Annotated in this window: 14 protein-coding genes; 12 read left to right on the top strand and 2 right to left on the bottom strand. The window is 38.0% G+C overall.

The annotated features are described in order from the left end of the window. Nucleotides 1-119: 119 nt before the first annotated feature. From GO755_RS05930 to GO755_RS05875, 12 genes are all read left to right on the top strand, one after another. Entirely contained in the window at nucleotides 120-1457 is a 1338-nt protein-coding gene (locus GO755_RS05930; RefSeq protein ID WP_317165801.1) for an MBOAT family O-acyltransferase, read from the top strand. After that, nucleotides 1457-2422, top strand: coding sequence for a hypothetical protein (locus tag GO755_RS05925; protein WP_157583807.1), 966 nt, complete (start codon nucleotides 1457-1459; stop codon nucleotides 2420-2422). The genes GO755_RS05930 and GO755_RS05925 overlap by 1 nt, the downstream gene beginning before the upstream one ends. 1177 nt (nucleotides 2423-3599) lie before the next feature. After that, nucleotides 3600-4307: a glycosyltransferase family 2 protein gene (locus GO755_RS05920; protein ID WP_157583806.1), complete on the top strand. Its 708-nt coding sequence runs from the start codon at nucleotides 3600-3602 to the stop codon at nucleotides 4305-4307. A gap of 47 nt (nucleotides 4308-4354) precedes the next feature. Beyond that, nucleotides 4355-5056 carry a glycosyltransferase family 2 protein gene (locus GO755_RS05915; protein ID WP_157583805.1) on the top strand — a complete coding sequence of 234 codons (702 nt, stop codon included), beginning with the start codon at nucleotides 4355-4357 and terminating at the stop codon, nucleotides 5054-5056. A 25-nt stretch (nucleotides 5057-5081) separates the two neighbouring features. Then, nucleotides 5082-5987, top strand: coding sequence for a glycosyltransferase family 2 protein (locus GO755_RS05910; protein ID WP_157583804.1), 906 nt, complete (start codon nucleotides 5082-5084; stop codon nucleotides 5985-5987). Nucleotides 5988-7323: 1336 nt separating this feature from the next. After that, nucleotides 7324-9243 (top strand): beta strand repeat-containing protein, encoded by a 1920-nt coding sequence (locus GO755_RS05905; protein WP_227686872.1) that lies wholly within the window; start codon nucleotides 7324-7326, stop codon nucleotides 9241-9243. A gap of 1 nt (nucleotide 9244) precedes the next feature. Further along, nucleotides 9245-9778 carry a T9SS type A sorting domain-containing protein gene (locus GO755_RS05900; RefSeq protein WP_157583803.1) on the top strand — a complete coding sequence of 178 codons (534 nt, stop codon included), beginning with the start codon at nucleotides 9245-9247 and terminating at the stop codon, nucleotides 9776-9778. A gap of 465 nt (nucleotides 9779-10243) precedes the next feature. Further along, nucleotides 10244-11485 (top strand): capsule assembly Wzi family protein, encoded by a 1242-nt coding sequence (locus GO755_RS05895; protein WP_394351008.1) that lies wholly within the window; start codon nucleotides 10244-10246, stop codon nucleotides 11483-11485. 192 nt (nucleotides 11486-11677) lie between these two features. Then, nucleotides 11678-13057: a sugar transferase gene (locus tag GO755_RS05890; protein ID WP_157583802.1), complete on the top strand. Its 1380-nt coding sequence runs from the start codon at nucleotides 11678-11680 to the stop codon at nucleotides 13055-13057. Nucleotides 13058-13097: 40 nt separating this feature from the next. Then, nucleotides 13098-14612, top strand: coding sequence for a capsule assembly Wzi family protein (locus GO755_RS05885; protein ID WP_157583801.1), 1515 nt, complete (start codon nucleotides 13098-13100; stop codon nucleotides 14610-14612). A 244-nt stretch (nucleotides 14613-14856) separates the two neighbouring features. Continuing rightward, nucleotides 14857-15996 carry a serine hydrolase domain-containing protein gene (locus GO755_RS05880; RefSeq protein ID WP_227686871.1) on the top strand — a complete coding sequence of 380 codons (1140 nt, stop codon included), beginning with the start codon at nucleotides 14857-14859 and terminating at the stop codon, nucleotides 15994-15996. A 90-nt stretch (nucleotides 15997-16086) separates the two neighbouring features. Beyond that, the gene (locus GO755_RS05875) at nucleotides 16087-16989 is read left to right on the top strand and encodes an alpha/beta hydrolase (protein WP_157583799.1); all 903 of its coding nucleotides are present in this window, start codon (nucleotides 16087-16089) and stop codon (nucleotides 16987-16989) included. 83 nt (nucleotides 16990-17072) lie between these two features. On the opposite strand, the gene GO755_RS05870 is transcribed toward GO755_RS05875, so the two are convergent. Both GO755_RS05870 and GO755_RS05865 read right to left on the bottom strand, forming a co-directional pair. After that, complete coding sequence (locus GO755_RS05870) at nucleotides 17073-17978, bottom strand: prohibitin family protein (RefSeq protein ID WP_157583798.1); 906 nt, start codon at nucleotides 17976-17978, stop codon at nucleotides 17073-17075. A 302-nt stretch (nucleotides 17979-18280) separates the two neighbouring features. Continuing rightward, nucleotides 18281-18736, bottom strand: a complete 456-nt coding sequence (locus GO755_RS05865) for a DUF1573 domain-containing protein (protein WP_157583797.1) — start codon at nucleotides 18734-18736, stop codon at nucleotides 18281-18283. Nucleotides 18737-18798 lie beyond the last annotated feature (62 nt).

The following is an 18798-nucleotide window of genomic DNA, read 5'->3' as shown; positions in this document are numbered from 1 at the left end:
TAATGCTTTTTAATTCACTACATTTCGCAATTTTTTTTATTTGTATTACGACTGCGTACTACTTCTTGCCACATCGTTATAGGTGGTTATTACTATTAATAGGAAGCTGCTATTTTTATATGGCCTTTGTTCCAATATATATATTTATATTGGGTTTTACAATTATAGTTGATTATATATCAGGAATATATATAGAAAAAACGAAAGGCTCTACTAGGAAAATATTTTTAATTAGTAGTTTGCTTGCCAATATAAGTATATTAGCAGTCTTTAAATATTATAATTTTTTTAATGATAGTTTTAATGAAATTTTAAAGCATATAAATTATACTACACCATTACCCCCTCTTACAATACTACTTCCCATTGGATTGTCTTTTCATACATTTCAAGCTATGAGCTATACAATTGAAGTTTATAGAGGTAACCAGCAGGCAGAAAAGCATTTTGGAATATATGCGCTTTATGTGATGTTCTATCCACAGTTAGTGGCTGGTCCTATTGAACGTCCTCAGAATATATTATCTCAATTTTATGAAAAGCATGAGTTTAAAGCTAAAAATTTGTCTGAAGGATTAAAGTTGATTACTTGGGGTTTATTCAAAAAAGTAGTTATTGCAGATAGACTAGCTATTATTGTTAATAATGTTTATAATGACCCATCTCAATTTGAAGGGTTACCACTAATTTTTGCCACTATTTTATTTGCTTTTCAGATTTATTGCGACTTTTCTGGTTACTCAGATATAGCTTTAGGGACTGCTCGCGTAATGGGTTTTCGTTTGATGAAAAATTTTGACTCGCCATATTTTTCTAGATCGATTTCTGAATTTTGGAAAAGATGGCATATATCATTATCTACATGGTTCCGCGATTATTTATATATTCCTCTTGGTGGAAATCGAGTAACTCAATCGCGATGGTATTTTAATCTATTTATTACTTTTCTTGTAAGTGGCCTTTGGCATGGTGCTAATTGGACTTATGTTATTTGGGGAAGTTTAAATGGATTTTATTTGATATTAGAAAATATAACTAAACCATTACGAAATAGATTTTATGGACTCATCAATTTTTCAACTAAATCTAAATTATCTTCAATATTAGGGTTATTGAGTACCTTTTTTTTAACATGTTTTGCGTGGATTTTCTTTCGCGCTAAAACAGTTCAAGATGCTTTATATATTGTTTCGCATTTATTCTCAAATTTTAGTGCAAGTATTAAACAATTAAAGCCCGGTGCGTTAGGTTCAACTCAATATGACTATATTGTTAGTATGATGTCTATAATAATATTATTATCTGTGGAAAGAATTCAGAATGAACATTTATGTGATAGGTGGTTATTTCAACAGCCTTATTTAGTTCGAATGTTACTTTATTCTTCATTAATAATATTCATTTTATTGTTTGGCATGTTTGATGTTCAGGAGCAATTTATCTATTTTCAATTCTAATGAACCAAACACTAACATTACTGCGCCCAATATCTATTATATCAGCTTTATGTGGTATAATATTATATTTTACTTTTTATTTATTATCTTCATACGCTCGCAACAACACAATTTATGTTGCAGCTTCATTAGACAAAGAATATCGTCTAGAACATGTTACAACTCCACGTATTGTTTTTGTTGGTGGATCAAATTTAGCACTTGGCCTTAATAGCCAACAATTGAGTAAAGAAACTGGTTACTCTGTGATTAATATGGGTCTCCATGCTGGATTAGGACTAAATTTTATTTTAAACGAGACACAAAAAAGCATAAAGCCTGGTGATATTATTATTTTATCTATAGAGCATTTTTTAGGCGATGGTAATAAAAAACTAATGGCTCAACTCGTGGATATTAATCCTAGTACTAAATCTCTGATGAATCTCAGTTATTTGGATAGAATTAGATTACTAATAGCTCAGCTACAATTGTGTATTAGCGGCACTTTTTATAAACTTATAAATAGAGACAAAGATCCTATTTATAATCGAGAAGCATTTAATAGTTATGGAGATTTAACGACTCATTATGGTCAACCAAAACCAACAGCAGTTAGCGGTAATATTCTATTTTCTAATACGGATTATTCTAAATGGATAAATGTTATAAACAATTTTATTGAGCTTGCCTATGCTAAAAGTGCAAAAGTATATTTTGTTTTTCCAGCTTTCCAAGAATCTGCGTATAAAAATAATTTACACACACTTAAAGCTTTAGAGTTGCAATATAAAGCTGGCTTAAAATGCCCTATACTTGGTAGTATGACATCTTCTGTTATGCAAGATAAGTATTTTTTTGACACTGTTTATCATTTAGACCAAATTGGTTCCCAGAAGCGAACGGAAATAATATTTAATTTATTGAAACAAATAAATATGGCTTCGCCTATAATGCAAATACCTGACAAAAAAAATATTCATTAAGTTTATGACTTACCTGCAAATCTAATTCTCAATAATAATGTTTTAATACGAGACTTATTTTTATTATTGAAGCTGTTTATAGTGCCACTTGCTAAATTGGCTAACGGCTAATTTTAGTTCTGTACGAAAAGCAAGAGTAAACGTAATTTACCCCCAAGCTCAAAGTAGACTTGGAAGTTCTCAAAGAGAAGAACAAGCTGGCCATTATCAGCAAACGTCACGAACTGAATCCTAATCAGATTAGTGATTAGAAGAAACAATTTTTGTTGTTGAATCCGCTTTTGAGACGAATAGAAAACCACTCATGGCTAACCAAGAGCCAGAAACTGCCCCGCTTTACAAGTAGATTAGGCGACTCCAAATGGAACTTAGGTTTCTTAAAAAAAGGCGACGCCATGAGTATACAATAACGCCAAGCCTTAATCGATATGAGTGATGCGATCAAACAATGCCAGTAGCTGAATTTACACCGGTCTTCCTATTATTATCGGGCTTGTTTTGCTCCTAATATATCACATCACACTGTAGGCCATGCCTTTATCCTCGCCTTTTACACCACCTAGATATTACGTTTGTACACCAGGTGTAGGCCACTGATATCATCTATGTGTCCATGCCTAATGGACAGGAGTATCTGATATTTGTTCAGTAAATATGCATTGGCTTGATCTATTTCCAACATGATGGGTGCCGATTAGGATACTCAGCTATTGAAGAAGATTCTGACGAACTATCCTGCGCGTACCACCTTTAATTTAGTCAGTTTGCCTCCGGAATGTTCACATCGGTACTGAAAGGGGGCAGTATACGCATCTCAATGGACGATAAAGGCCGTGCTTTAGATAACATATTCGTGGAACTTCTTAGGTAAGCAGTCAAGCATGAGGCACACGGGAGGCCTTGGTCTTTATCTGCATGTTCATGTGTATGGCTAGTAGCTGGAAAGGAGATTGAATGATTTCTTTATGTTTTACAACCAACGTCGGCATAATCAAGCCTTACCTATCGCAGGCCAGAGCAGGTCTTTATAGCTACTAAATCCATCAAGAATCAACTAAAACAATCTGTTAACTAACAATTTCGTTATCCCGCATGCTGGTACAGGTCAAGGCGGGCAGTTTAGTTTGGCTGATCCTCCTTTATACAGTACCTTTGACATAATCAAAGTGGATAAGGAATGATTTCTCCTGTTTTTTCAATCATTACCGTTACCTATAATGCTGGCCTGACATTAGAAAAGACTATTCAGAGTGTTTTAGCGCAAGAGAATAGCCTTCTTGAATATATTATCATCGATGGAGGAAGTACAGATGATACTATAAATTGTATAAAAAAATATCAAGAAAATCTCAAATATTGGATTAGTGAGAAAGACGATGGCATATATGATGCTATGAATAAGGCCTTGGACAAATCTCAAGGAAAATGGGTACTTTTTTTGGGAGGAAATGATCGCCTGAATATTGATGTGCTTAAGAAAGTATACAAGCATTTAGATGACTCAAAAGATTTAATATATGGTAATATTGTTTTTAATACTGGAAGAAGATACAAGTCGATATTAAATTTAAAAACTATACTAAATAATACTGTTCATCACCAAGGAGCATTCTATAATAAAAAATTATTTGATAATTTTAGATATGATACAACTATTAAAACAATGGCTGATTATGAACTTAATCTTTTAATTTATTTGTCTCGTAAACAGAGTAAAAAAATTAATATTGATATTGCCGAATGTGATGCTAATGGAGTTAGCTCAGAAATAGGCCGATCTCTTGAAGAATTACAATTAATACATACAAAACATTATAGCCCTTTTTTGAGGAAAATATTATCGAAAATTGTAAAATTGAAATATTTTATACATTATAAACATTGAAATTTATTGCTGAGAATCTATTTGATTGACTTTGATTATTTAACGACATGGTTAGTGTTTGTATCGCTTCTTATAATGGTAGTAAGTATATTACTAGGCAGATAAACTCAATATTGTCACAGCTGAAAAATAATGATGAAATTATTGTTTCAGATGATAATTCTAGTGATAATACTTGCGAATTATTAGATGAATTTAATGATAAACGCATAAAGATTATAAGAAATAAAAAAACAATTGGTCCTTTAGCAAATTTTGAAAATGCCTTAAAAAATGCTAATGGTCATTATGTTTTTTTGTCTGATCAAGATGATATTTGGGCTCCTGATAAAATATTATTAATGACCGAATATCTTCAAAAGTATGATTTAGTATTGAGCGACTGTGAAGTGGTAGATGAAGCGTTAAATACTTTAATACCCTCTTTTTTCGATTACCGAAGTAGTAAACCAGGTCTTTTACGGAATTTATATAAAAACTCATACATAGGCTGTTGTATGGCCTTTAGACGTGAAGTATTAACCTATGCATTACCATTCCCTACTTCTGTGCATATGCATGATTGGTGGATTGGCTTACTGGTTGAATTGAACGGATGTGTTGGTTTTGTACATAAGCCATTAATGAAATATGTCAGACATGGTAAAAACGCGTCGCCTACAGGCGAGGCTTCTGATTACAGTTCTATTGAACGTATACAAACTCGTTTAATTCTACTGTGGTATATATTTAAGAGATGGCTTTGTTAATTTTACATTGCCAATTAATTTACCAATGATATCAGTTGTTATTCCAACATATAATGCCGCTCTTTATTTGCCAGAATTAATTTTGGCATTACGTAGGCAAACTGTCGAACATGAATTGATTATTCTTGATTCTGAATCAACAGATAATACCAGACTAGTTCTTTCTCTGGTGGATATACCATTTGTTTCAATCTCTAAAACTAGCTTCAATCATGGTGCAACACGCAATATAGGGATTGAATTATCAAAGTATGAAACAATAGTTTTTTTGACCCAAGATGCACTACCTACATCTGATAATACTTTAGAAAACTTGATTGATAGCCTTTATCAAAATGATAATGTGGCTATGGCATATGGAAGACAATTGCCTTATCCTGATACAGATATATTTGGACGATTTGCGAGATATGCTAATTACCCATCGCAAAGTTTACTTAAAAATAAAGCGATGATAGAACAACTAGGTATTAAAACCTGCTCATGCTCTAACTCATTTTCAGTTTATCGGAAGTCATTGTTAAAAGAAATTGGAGGATTTCCAAGCAATACGATTTTAGGTGAAGATGTATCTGTAGCCGCTCAGTTTATTTTGCAAGGATATACGCTGGCTTATTCCGCAGAAGCACAGGTACTCCATTCTCATAATTATTCGCTTAGCGAAGAGTTTCGTCGTTATTTTGATATTGGCGTTTTTCATCGACAACAGCAGTTAATCTTACAGCCTTTTAAAAAAGCAGAAACAGAAGGTTTGCGTTATGTTCTAGAAGAAAGTAAGTATTTAATTAATATGGGCGCAGGAGGGCAAATACCTATGCAATATATACGAACAATAGCGAAATATATGGGTTATAGGGCTGGATGGCTATATACTTATTTCCCCAATTGGATCAATAAGTTTTTGAGTATGCATCGTTCATTTTGGAATTGACTTTTTTTTCTAAAATTACCCTCCTACCCAACAGTGTACTCATTAGTGATTAGAAAATATGTATTTTTCGCCGAATCAATGTGCTATCAAAATAAAGCTAGTTTGGCAAAATCAAAATTGTTGAGATATTAGCCCTTACTTAGCTAAGGACAGTCTTTAGAGAATGTTTGTCGACAGCATAACATGTATTCAGCTACCTTTTGACTCAATAAGCATGGTAGTATGAATACCAAAGAGCTAAAGCGAACGAAGGAACTGGAAGCAGAGAACAGGCGACTCAAAAAAAATATTGACTGACAAAATCTTGGACTGCAATCTTCTTCATGAAGCCTGTAAGTTCCTAAAGCTTGACAAGCTATTGAGTTGGTGCCTGCTGTCTCAACATAATTATAAGCCTCGTTCCGGCGAGGCTGTTTGTGGTAGGCAACGACGAGCGACAGTTTATGCCAAGCTAAAGTGGGCGGATGAGAACAAAACAAATATAGAGTGATTTAAAATATTGTAAATGAGGAAGTTAAGTTGTAGATTTTACCTATTGTTTGGCCATTTACGTCTGGTCAACCATCCTTGGAATCACAAATGGGTGTACTGAATCTACAAAGAACTAGGCTTAAATCGGCGCACAGTGATCAAACGAAAGTCATCAAGCGATACAATTCTAACACATTGGCTGCCAGTCATGTCAATCAAGGCTGGTCATTGGATAATGGACTGGAAATGATCAGCGTTGCTATGACCAAATTTGGTTTCAAACATGGCATCGAAATTCGGTACACTCGTTCTACCAACCCATGCAAAATAGGTTGGTAGAACGACTAAACGGTATCATCTAAATGGAATGTTTGAACTTGCAGGTATTTGATACTATTCAACAAGTTTAGAGGGCTTTGGGTGAGTGTAGGTTGCGCTATAAACGCTCCGGTGTCTCGATAGTGTTTATCAATCAGGAGTTCGATTCCAGCATTCAATGGTTACTCATTGAGGGAGGAGGCTGGTCTATGATTCTTGCCGGCAGATGCTCAGTAAGTTCAATAAATAGATAAATTTGGTATTATTGGGTCATCAATTTTTCCTATTTAAAGCCAATCTTCAGTTAACAGCTAATTTATAATCAGCACAAAAAGTCTAATTTAGTAGAATTAAATTTTATTTGTTGCTTTTGGTATTATGTAGTGGTAAAATTGTAATTATATCAGAGTATTCGTGTGCTCCATTGGCTAAATAGATATATATTAAGTATATATATTGGTTTAGGGCGAGAATTTCTCTTCTGAGAATGGTATAATTATTGCTTTATTTTAAAAACTTTTCTGAATTACTAACTTTTGCAAAAACAATGAAAAAACAACTACTATGGCTTATTCTATCATTGTCCCTGATGGTGATAAAAGGATATTCCCAAACTAACTATGTAGCTACCACCCCATCTTCAGCTACGCCTGGTTCAGATAATACATTAGTAGGAGTGGGTGCTGGTAATTTGAGTATGAGTGGAGCGAGTAATCTATTCATTGGCCGGGGTTCTGGTATTCAAAATATGGCTGGTACTCAGAACTCATTTTTGGGAGCTTCGTCAGGTAATCAGAATACCTCTGGTCAAGGTAACACATTTATGGGATTTAGTTCGGGATTTAGCAATACCATTGGAAATAACAATACATTCTCGGGCTTGACAGCTGGTTATACTAATAGTAGTGGCTACAATAATGCATTTTTTGGCAGTAAAGCGGGCTATTTTAATAATACGGGTGCTAATAACGCGTTTTTGGGTACAGGTGCTGGATATAATAATACTACTGGAAATGATAATACATTCATCGGGTCTGATGCTGGCTCTTCTAATACATCAGGGAAGGAAAATGTGTTTATAGGATCCTTGGCGGGAGCTAATAATAGTAGTGGTAATGGGAATATATTTATTGGTTTAAAGACAGGGCAGAATAATACAACAGGCAATTATAACGCCTTTATTGGGTACCAAACAGGATCGGCCAACACTGTAGGTTATGCTAATGCCTTCATTGGTTATGCTGCAGGCCAAACTAATACTACAGGCTATGCCAATGCCTTCATCGGTTATGCTGCGGGCCAAGCTAATACTACAGGAGCTAATAATTCCTTTATCGGTAGTAACGCGGGTATAGCAAATACTACTGGTTCGGATAATGCTTTTATTGGCACCTATTCGGGTTATACTAACACTACTGGTTCAGATAATGCTTTCATTGGCCATGCTGCAGGTACATATAATACCTCAGGCACGGGTAATGCATTTATTGGCGCCTTTGCAGGTTACTATACTACTACAGGTGCTGCTAATGCCTTTGTTGGAGTTCGAGCCGGCCAAAATACTACTACAGGTAATAGCAATACATTTTTAGGCGGTGGCGCAGGCTATAGTAATATTAGCGGTGGCCAAAATACTTATTTGGGTCAGAATGCAGGCTATACCGGTAATACTTCGGGTACTAACAATGTTTTCATTGGATATGGAGCAGGAGTTAATGCCGCTGCGACTGTAGTTAACAATGCAGCCGCTATCGGAGCTAATGCCATAGTTACTCAAAGTAATTCTATTGTGCTAGGGGGGACAGGTGTTAATTCAGTAAGTATTGGTATTGGCAATACTAATCCCAAAAACAAGCTCGAAATCACCCAGGGAACTACTGGTAACTCTGGCCTACGTTTTACTAATCTAACAAGTGCAGTTAGTACAACTTATACGACCAATAAATTTTTAACGGTTAATTCATCAGGTGATGTTGTTTTGGCACAATCTGGATCACCTAACTTGAGAACTGCCGCAAATGAGTCAGACGTTCTTTGGCAAGTTAGTGGAGATAATCTTCAAAACACAAACACCGGTGGCGTAATTATTGGTCCAGGTGTAGATAAAACACCAATTGGTTATCGCTTGTATGTGGCAGACGGTGTACTGACGGAAAAAGTGAAAGTAGCAGTAAAAAGCACCAACGATTGGTCGGACCGAGTATTTGATAAGGGTTACCGGTTGCGTAATTTACAAGAAGTTGAAACGTATATTAACCAAGAAAAGCATCTACCAGGTGTACCTTCGGCCGAAGAGGTAGTTAAGGAAGGAGTAGACGTCGGAAAAATGCAGGCGAAATTACTCGAGAAAGTAGAAGAACTGACACTTTATGTAATTGAATTAAAGAAGCAAAACGAAGCGCTAAAGCAGAAAAGTGTTCAACTGGAGAAACGAGTTAATAGACTTCAACCTAAAACCCGTAAATAATATGCGACTTTTACTACTATTTATGGGTTGCTGTTTAGCATTAACCAGTTGGGCGCAAACTCCTCAACAACACCTTCGTATCCTGATAAGCTACGAAAAGGCTGGGCAGTATCTTGAACAAGCTGTTGAAACGATAGAGGCAATAAATACTGTAGGTAGATCAACTACTGTCGAATATAAAGCAGGACGTTCTGTGGTTTTATCTCCCGGTTTTGAAGCCAAGGCAGGAAGTACATTTACTGCAGATATTAAGCCGGTAAGCATTGGCAATGAAGTTTCATTACAATTGAAAGCATATCCTAATCCTTTTGAACAATCGACCATAATTGACTACTACTTACCCACTGGTGGTAAAGTAAATTTATGGGTAACCGACGCACAGGGGAAAATCGTAGGGGAACTAGTAAACAATGAAAACCAGTCGGCAGGCCCTCATAAAATAGAATGGGCACCTAGGAGCTTAAATGCTGGAGTGTATATTCCAATTGTTGAATCGAATAATCAGAAAGCAGTTAGTCGCCTTATAAAAAAGTAACTATTTTTTTAACAATGTGTAAAAAAGAGGTCTAGCTTATTTAGCTGGCCTCTTTTTTTATTTATTTGCTTGACAGAGTTTGTCATAATCTCAGAAAGTAAAGGAATATGTAATAAAAGATAATCTTGTGGCATTAATATTGTGCCTCCGTTATTCACGCTTCCCCGACACTCAATGCATACTTGCTCAAAGTCTGGTTTATTAGTCGTATTATTTTTTTTTATAAGTACCTCTCTTTATTTATCGGCTCAACCTATCCGTAAGCCCACTCAATACTCAGCCGAGATAGGCACTTACCTTACTTCTTCGACAGAAACTCCATTTTGGTTAAGGGCCAATCAATATGGGATTGTTCCTAATCGTGGACCCTTATCTACATTTCGGGCTGGTTTATATAGTGACTATGACACCAGTCGGCATAGTACTGGGCGTTGGCGTAACTCTAAATACGACTTTGGATATGGTTTGAATGTTGTTGTTAATACAAGCCAGAACCTGTTATCCTACGAAAGAAATGTGTTGCTGCCAGAAGCCTTTATAAAAGTTCGTCGGGGTATTTTTGAAGTATATATAGGACGAAAAAGAGAAAAGTTTGGGCTGGCTGATTCTACATTGTCAACAGGTTCATATGCCTGGTCGGGAAATGCAATGCCAATTCCCAAAATTCAGATTTCAATCCCAGTTTTTACGCCTATTGGTTTTACAAAAGGGTGGGTAGCTGTTCAAGGCACACTTGCTCATGGCTACCTTAATGCATCTGGCTATATTCAAAATACAATGCTACATCAGAAATCGTTTTATGTGCGATTGGGACGCGAGCGGGATGTGGTTCGCGTATATGGGGGCATAAATCATCAGGCTGTTTGGGGAGGACAGGCCACTGATCCAACAGGTATCCCGGGTATAATTCCTGTTGGAGGAAAATTGCCGAATGGGCTGTTAAACTATTTTTATGTGTTTACAACTCTTAATTCTGGTCGCACAGATACTAATCAATATACCTTTTTTGACTTGACGAATCGTGTTGGTAATCATCTTGGCTCAGTTGATATGGCGGCTGAAATCGATTTAGTGCGCCATACATTATATATATATAGGCAAAATATATACGAAGATGGCTCATTATTTTATTTACTTAATATTGCAGATGGTTTGAATGGAGTACGCCTGCGACGAAATGATTCGAAGGCAATTGTTCGTGATATTCTGTTTGAGTTTCTAAATACCACCAGCCAAGGCGGTCCAGCATTTATATTTGATGACCCAAATCGCCGGGGTAAGGACGATTATTTTAATCATCAACAGTATCGTGACGGTTGGGCTTACCGAAATCATACAATTGGTACACCCTTTATTGCTCCTGCTCTAGGGCCTCAGGATCAGTACCCATACGGCACTTTTACCGCTAATAATCGAGTGTATGTATTTCATACCGGTATTGCAGGGAGTTTGCCAATTCATTGGCGAGAATTATCAGGCCCACTTAATTACCAAGTCAAATTATCATTCAGCCGAAATCTAGGCACCTATGATAATCCATACCAGCCTATTCGTAATCAGTTTTCGGCTTATGCTTCCGTGATAGCTCCTTTGGAAATTTTAGGCGGTATTCAACTCACAGCGAACGTTGCAATCGATGCAGGTACACTTTACCAGAATAGTGTTGGGACCTTTATTAGTATACGGAAGCTATGGCATACAAACTAGCTAGATCGCTTGGCCAAACTAGCTATTGATATATTGGATTTTTTTAATACTATAATTGTCACTAATTTGCGGTTCGGTTTTTGAACCATAGGATAATATTCGTATTAACTCATCAGTTTGATTTATTATTTTAGCGTACCTAGCTGAACAATAAATAATTTTGCCTGGCTTTGATGAGTAAACCTGAAGGGTATGAGGCATCGCTATTCCATACTATTTTTTCCGCTCCATGTAATCATTGATTTCCTGAGCCTTAATACTGCTTTTGTCGGCGCATACTGGATGAAATTTCAGACGCTCGAAGCGGTTGCAGAAGCTCCATATGCGTCACTTTGGTGGCTTTTTAATATAATCTGGTTAATAGAAATACTACTACTAAAACCTTATATATATCCTCGACAATTATTCAAGTCTGGTCATTTAGTAAGACAGTTGCTGCTATTGACATTCATTCATGTATCTATTATTGCTGTATGTTGGGTAGCTATCCAGGGCTACTATTACTCGCGAGAACAACTTCTGGTTACGTATATACTATTTCTAACCCTTGGAGTAGGATTCCGAATTGGTGGTGTATTGTTTCTTAAAGAATATAGAGCAAGAGGTTATAACAATCGACGCTATATTATTGTTGGTTACGGAAAGTTAGCCAATACAATTCGAGGGTTTTATGATGCGCATCCAGAAATGGGCTTTCACTTTTGTGGCTATTTTGACGAACTGACCTCAGAGAACAGCGGATTCCTCCAGGGAGGATATGAGACCCTACTAGAATATACTCATACTCATAGCATTGACTGTGTTTATTGCTGTATGCCCTATATGGATAATGAACGTTTAAAATCTATTGCTGATAATGCTGAAATATATGATTATCAGGTAAAAATCTTAGTAGATTTTAGAGGATTTTTAGCTCGGAGCACATCAGTTGAATACCATGATGTATTACCCGTTTTGAATCTATCTCCAAACTTACTTTCCGATTTACGAGTAAGCGTATTTAAGAGATCATTTGATGTTATCTTTTCGTTGATGGCTTTGGGTTTAGGTATGCCCTTGTTTCTTGTTATGGCTCTTATAACACGGTTCACATCTTCTGGCCCAATAGTTTATGCGCAGGAACGTATTGGGCAGGGAGGAAAACCATTTAAGATTTATAAGTTCCGTAGCATGTATGTAGATGCGGAAAAATCAGGGCCAGTTTTATCGGGTGGACTGCTTGATGACCGGATTACGCCATGGGGACGGTTTATGCGTAAAACTCGACTTGATGAAATTCCCCAGTTCTATAATGTACTTATTGGAGATATGTCTGTAGTAGGACCTAGACCAGAACGTCAGTACTTTATTGACCAAATAGTTGAAATTGCGCCAGAGTACCATTCTTTGTTAAAAGTAAAACCTGGTATCACCTCTATCGGTCAAATTAAGTATGGTTATGCCGCCAATATTGATGAGATGGTACAAAGGCTCCACTATGACCTTCTTTACCCCAAAAGACGGTCGTTTCTATTTGATATGTGGATCATTGCCCAAACGCTTCGGGTAATGGCCCAAGGCCGTGGTAAGTGATTGTCATCACCTAACTAATGGCATAGCCGGGCTAGCTTCTATGAGATTTTTGTGTTTATGGATTTGGTATGGATTAATTACCATTGCCAGTTGTACATTACTGTATGCGCAGCGAGTTAATCAATATCAATTAGAGGTAGGAGGATTAGCTTCATCAAGCTCAACGCCCTTCTGGTTAAGAGCTAATCAATATGGAACGGTTCCTCTTAAAAATCCGGCTTTACGACTAAACGCTGGGCTTCACCTAGATTATCAGCCTATTGATAGTATTGGATATAAACCAAAAACCGACTGGGGCTATGGTTTAAATGTCGTCGCTAATATAGGAGCGACCAATCAGTTTTTGCTCTCAGAATCCTATATAAAAGGCCGTTTAGGCGCTTTTGAACTATATATTGGGCGCCGAAAAGAAATTATTGGATTAGTCGATACACTTTTAACAACAGGTGCCTATGCTTGGTCGGGCAATGCGCTTCCTATACCTAAAATTCAGATTGGTCTGCCTGCTTATACAGCTATTCCTTTTACGAAAGGCGTAGTTGCTGTTATGGGGGGATTTGCACACGGTTGGTTTGAAAATTCGGATCGATTGGTAACTGGCTCTTATTTGCATCAATCATATATTTATGGTCGAATAGGAAAGCCATCATGGCGATTCAGATTATACGGAGGCTTCAATCATGAGGTTATCTGGGCCGGACATTCAAGTTCCTTGGATTCCACTGTGGCCGTTAATGGACAACTTCCATCAGCGATTCGCTACTATCCAGCAGTAGTGTTAGGGACACGTGGAGCTGACTATGTGAATGATAAAAATTTGACTTCGTTCGAAGATAATCGTATCGGGAATCATTTAGGGTCTCTCGACCTGGCTACTGATATAGACATAACTAATTGGAATATTTTTATATATAGACAATTCCCCTATGATGATGGATCCTTATTTTATGGAACGAATCTTCAAGATGGATTAAATGGACTACGTATCAAGAATCGTCGGAAACCAACTGAGACAGGCTTTTTTTTACGACAAGTTACAATTGAGTATCTATTTACAGGTAGTCAGGGAGGAGATGTATTTATTATTGATGATCCAAAGCGTAGAGGCCGGGACGATTATTTTAATCATAGTCAATATCTAGATGGGTGGACCTATTTTGGTCATACTATAGGAACACCCTTTCTGACTCCTCAACAAGAAGTAAGTGCATCGCTACCGCCCCGATATGGAATTGCAAACAACCGAGTTAGTGTGTTTCATCTTGGCCTTAGCGCTTTAGCTTTCAATAAAGTGGATATAATAGCCCGCCTGTCATATAGCAAAAATGCAGGCACTTATCAAATACCTTATCTCTCTATCCCAGTGCAGTTTTCAGGTCTTCTTACAGCTTCTGTACCTCTAAATCTACTGGGGGGTACGGTTTTGAATGGTTCAATTGCGGTGGATGCGGGTGAATTACTGCCTAACAGCGTGGGCGGTTATGTTAGTTTGCGTAAGACGGGCCTGTTAAAGAGTAAGCGTACGGTAACTATTTCACCTCGCAGAGGATATTAAGTAAGCTGTTGCAGTTGAGACCATTAACAAACTTTCATGCGATTTTAACAGAAAACAAGGGCCAATACCTGCGGTAAATCCTACTTTTCCTGTAACTTGGTCGATATAATAACTATGAAAAATGTGTGTGAGGATGGTGTGGACGAATAAAATGTGGAGTTGGTTAAGTATTTTTATTGTAATCGGAATCGGGATTTCATGTGGACAAGATTCCCAGAAAAATCTTAACCGATCAGCGAAGGAAATGCGTAGTTGTGCTGATGGACAGGTATTCACATCAAACGAAGAAATGGCCATTCGGCAGCAAATCAACGCGGATAAGAAAGCGCAACAAATTGATGAGATATTTCAGCAGAAAGTTCGGGGAGGACTAAATGGCAATGTGTTAGTAGCTCAGAAGGGAATCATTCTGTATAAACATTGCTTTGGACTGGGGCATTTTGAACGCAATCAGCGCGATACATTAGTTGACGATTCTAAGTTCCAATTGGCGTCGCTCTCGAAGACATTTACGGCAGTTGGTACTTTAAAATTGATTGAAGCTGGGAAACTGCAATTTGAGGATACTATTCAGAAATTTTATCCTGATTTCCCTTATCATGGCATCACTATTCGTGAATTATTAAGCCATCGTAGTGGATTGCCTAATTACCAATATGCCTTCGACGATAGTATGAAGGTGAATTTCTATAAAAAAGAAAAACCATATCCTTCCAATGCCACTATTATGCATTGGTTTGCGACTGTAAAGCCAACCCCAAAAGCCTACAATATTCCCGGACGTAGTTTCAGTTATAGCAATACCAATTATATGGTATTGGCCTCCATCATTGAGAAAGCGACTGGACAGAGCTATGAGACTTTTATTCATAAGGCTATTTTCGAGCCGTTAGGAATGCATCAGACATTTGTGGCAACGACTAAAAATGACTCAATCAACCATCATAAGACAGCGGGCTATCAATGGAATCGCCGGATTCCGAAAGACTATTACGACGATGTCGTTGGCGATAAGGGTATCTATTCCACTACAGGCGATCTATTTCGATGGTATCGTGCATTGAATGGTGATTGTCTGTTGCCGAAAAAAATGCTGGCTGAAGCATTTATTCCGCGTAGCTTCGAACGAAAAGGCGCCAAAAATTATGGTTATGGGTTTCGCATGATGTTAAATGACACAAACCAACCCGAATATATTTATCATTCAGGTTGGTGGAAGGGATATAATTCGATGTTTTGGTTTAGTCCTAAAGATGAATATGTTATCATCATTCTTGGGAATCGCTACAATACAACGGTTTATCGTGTTAAAGAACTAATAGATGTGCTGCATGGGGGCTCGAATGACACGACATCAGACTCCGATAGCGAGGTTGAAATATGAGTAGAGCCGACCAATAGGTCGGCTTTTTCGGTTATTAACTCGATCACTAGCTCTATCGCTATTATTTTTATGCGTCACTTCTTTTTTAGTATGATCCTTGGTACTCTATTACCTCAACTAGCCTTATCGCAGGAAGTAACTAAACTCTGGCCAGATGAGGCCATTCCTAACTCAATTCCCGGAGCTAAGATTACTGAAAAATCAGAAACTGATGCCAACGGTATTCTTCGAATTAGCAATGTATCTGTTCCAACTATAACGGCTTACATACCTCAGAAGGAGAAAATGACAGGTGCTGCTGTCATGATTTGCCCTGGTGGGGGATATGGAATTTTGGCAGCAAGTCATGAAGGATCTGATATCGCTCGTTGGTTCAATGAAATGGGGGTAGCTGCTTTCGTACTAAAGTATCGTCTGCCAAATCCTGAAATTATGACTAACCAGCAGGAAGTTCCGCTAATGGATGCTATGCAGGGAATGACCCTTATTCGTCAAAATGCAGCTCGCTATGGGATTGATCCAGCTAAAATAGGCGTGATGGGTTTCTCGGCTGGAGGACATTTGGCATCGACTCTTGCCACACATTACAATCGTGGAGCAAAAGCCAGCGATTTGGCCAAACCAAATTTTGCGATTTTACTGTATCCAGTAGTCACCTTTGGCGAGAAAGCTCATACTGGTTCGCGCGATAAATTGTTGGGAAAATTGAATGCATCTCCAGAAATGGTAACTTACTATTCCAACGAATTACAGGTAACGGCCCAAACGCCCCCTACATTTCTTGTACATGCCGAAGATGATAAAGCCGTTCCAGTGGAAAATAGTATAGGTTTTTACTTAGCTTGTCTAAAAAATGCAGTTCCCGTTGAAATGCATTTGTATCCTACTGGTGGGCATGGTTTTGGCATGCGTACTGCCAAATTTGGATCACTTAATACATGGCCAGACGCCTGTAAAGCATGGTTAACGGCTTTAACGACCCCCAAACCATAATTTAAGATATCATGCTCAAGCCCTGTTTACCAGTCAATTTAGGCTGGCAAACAGGGCTTGAGCATGATATGAAATCGCCTTTGTTATTTATCGTTCAAAATCAAAGGTATGTTTCCGCGCCCACCCATAATCACAATTTTAGCATTTGGGGATGCCGCTAGTTCTCGTTGCGCTTTGATCTGTTCGTACTGTAATTGTTTATCGCTTAGACCAGTAGATATAATCTTTTGGTAATCAGCAATACCCTGCGCTTCAACACGCTTGCGTTCTGCTTCCTGACGCTCTTTTTGCAAAACAAACTGCATTTTTTGTGCATCCTGCTCGGCATTAATTTTTGATTCAATGGACTTTTTAACAGAAGCAGGCAGGTCAATATTCCGAATCAACAATTGCTCCAGCAACAATCCCCGCTTCTGAAAGTCGGCTTCAATCGTTTTATAGATGCGCGTTTGAAACTCGTCACGACGCGTCGAGTATAAAGCAACTGCGTCATAGTAAACGGCATTGTCACGAATACGAGTGCGGGTAATAGGACGAACAACTTTATCGGTATAATCTTCGCCAATTTCGCGGTAAATTCTAGGAGCATCAGTTGCTACAACCCGATACAACACAGTTAGATCGATAACAACTTCCAGCCCATCGGCAGTGAGGACACGGATTGCATCATCACCTTGCTTCTGGCCCTCGTCATGTGAGGCCGACATTGTGTAATTCTGGGTCTGTAAGTTGAATTCGGTCACATTTGCCAGTGGATTAACGAAATTCAATCCAGAATTTAGAGTACGGTCACTAACGTTACCAAATAAGGAAATTACACCTACTTGTCCAGCATCAATTTGCCGAACACTGGCAGTGAGCGCGCCAAGAACAACTAGAATAAGCCCAACTACCTTAGCAGGCCTGGAAAAGCGCGAAAAAGTCAGCGCAGGGGTATTAATGGCAAATCCGGCGATTAACGCCAGAATACCAAGAATAATGAAAAACATGGTGTAAATGAAAATGAGCCGTTCCAACAGAACGGCTGTTGGTGAACTAGATTAAGATTAATACGAAGAGAGGACAGATACAGCCAGCTTTACTGGCGTTGGGGCGGAGTCATAAACTGTTATAATCAGAAGACGAACCAAATGTAGTTGAATATCAGCGTTTAAAAAATCAATATAGGAGGAACGGATACCCGATTTGTCAGTCGGTTGCCGGAGCGGATAATGGATTATAAGGCACAAAAAAAGGCATCCGGTAAACTACCAGATGCCTTTCTTGACCACACTATTAACCCTTCAGTAGATTAGCGTGAAGTTTTTGTACCTTTTTTCTTGTCTTTAACTGCAGGAGCGGCAGCGGGTGCAGCGGCTGTTTCAGCGGCAGCAGCAGCTGATACTACTTCACCTTTCAGGTACAGAACCGTTTGTCCAGCTTCAGCGTTGCTCGTTACCGTTACGGATTTGTTGAACGGACCAGCAGCAGCAGCGTTAAATGTAGCCGATACAGTACCTGTTTTGCCAGGTAAAACAGGCTCACGAGTCCAGCTTGGCTTCGTGCAACCGCAAGATGCCTGTGCATCGTTGATAACAACCGGATCGGTACCCGTATTCTTGAACTCGAATACATACGTTACTGGTTTGCCCTGCTCAACTTTGCCAAAATCGTGCGTTTCTTTCGCAAATTTCAGAACTCCTTTCTGGGCGTAGCCAACTGCAACAAATACAAATAAAGCTACGAAAAGTGAAAAAATCTTTTTCATTGGACTAAACGGAATTATGATTTGGTTGTTAAGATGCTTATCCCTTACAAACCCCAATCATA

This window comes from Spirosoma arboris, from assembly GCF_009754945.1.
GTDB lineage: Bacteria > Bacteroidota > Bacteroidia > Cytophagales > Spirosomataceae > Spirosoma > Spirosoma arboris.
Note: the sequence above shows the minus strand (reverse complement) of the source record. Positions and strands in the feature narration are given on the sequence as shown.

Coding starts and splice junctions, on each gene's coding strand:
- GO755_RS05885 (WP_157583801.1), top strand. CDS start 13,098: ATGAGATTTTTGTGTTTATGGATTTGGTATGGATTAATTACCATTGCC.
- GO755_RS05875 (WP_157583799.1), top strand. CDS start 16,087: ATGATCCTTGGTACTCTATTACCTCAACTAGCCTTATCGCAGGAAGTA.
- GO755_RS05915 (WP_157583805.1), top strand. CDS start 4,355: ATGGTTAGTGTTTGTATCGCTTCTTATAATGGTAGTAAGTATATTACT.
- GO755_RS05925 (WP_157583807.1), top strand. CDS start 1,457: ATGAACCAAACACTAACATTACTGCGCCCAATATCTATTATATCAGCT.
- GO755_RS05865 (WP_157583797.1), bottom strand. CDS start 18,736: ATGAAAAAGATTTTTTCACTTTTCGTAGCTTTATTTGTATTTGTTGCA.
- GO755_RS05910 (WP_157583804.1), top strand. CDS start 5,082: ATGATATCAGTTGTTATTCCAACATATAATGCCGCTCTTTATTTGCCA.
- GO755_RS05880 (WP_227686871.1), top strand. CDS start 14,857: ATGCGTAGTTGTGCTGATGGACAGGTATTCACATCAAACGAAGAAATG.
- GO755_RS05905 (WP_227686872.1), top strand. CDS start 7,324: ATGAAAAAACAACTACTATGGCTTATTCTATCATTGTCCCTGATGGTG.
- GO755_RS05870 (WP_157583798.1), bottom strand. CDS start 17,978: ATGTTTTTCATTATTCTTGGTATTCTGGCGTTAATCGCCGGATTTGCC.
- GO755_RS05920 (WP_157583806.1), top strand. CDS start 3,600: ATGATTTCTCCTGTTTTTTCAATCATTACCGTTACCTATAATGCTGGC.
- GO755_RS05890 (WP_157583802.1), top strand. CDS start 11,678: ATGAGGCATCGCTATTCCATACTATTTTTTCCGCTCCATGTAATCATT.
- GO755_RS05930 (WP_317165801.1), top strand. CDS start 120: ATGGCCTTTGTTCCAATATATATATTTATATTGGGTTTTACAATTATA.
- GO755_RS05900 (WP_157583803.1), top strand. CDS start 9,245: ATGCGACTTTTACTACTATTTATGGGTTGCTGTTTAGCATTAACCAGT.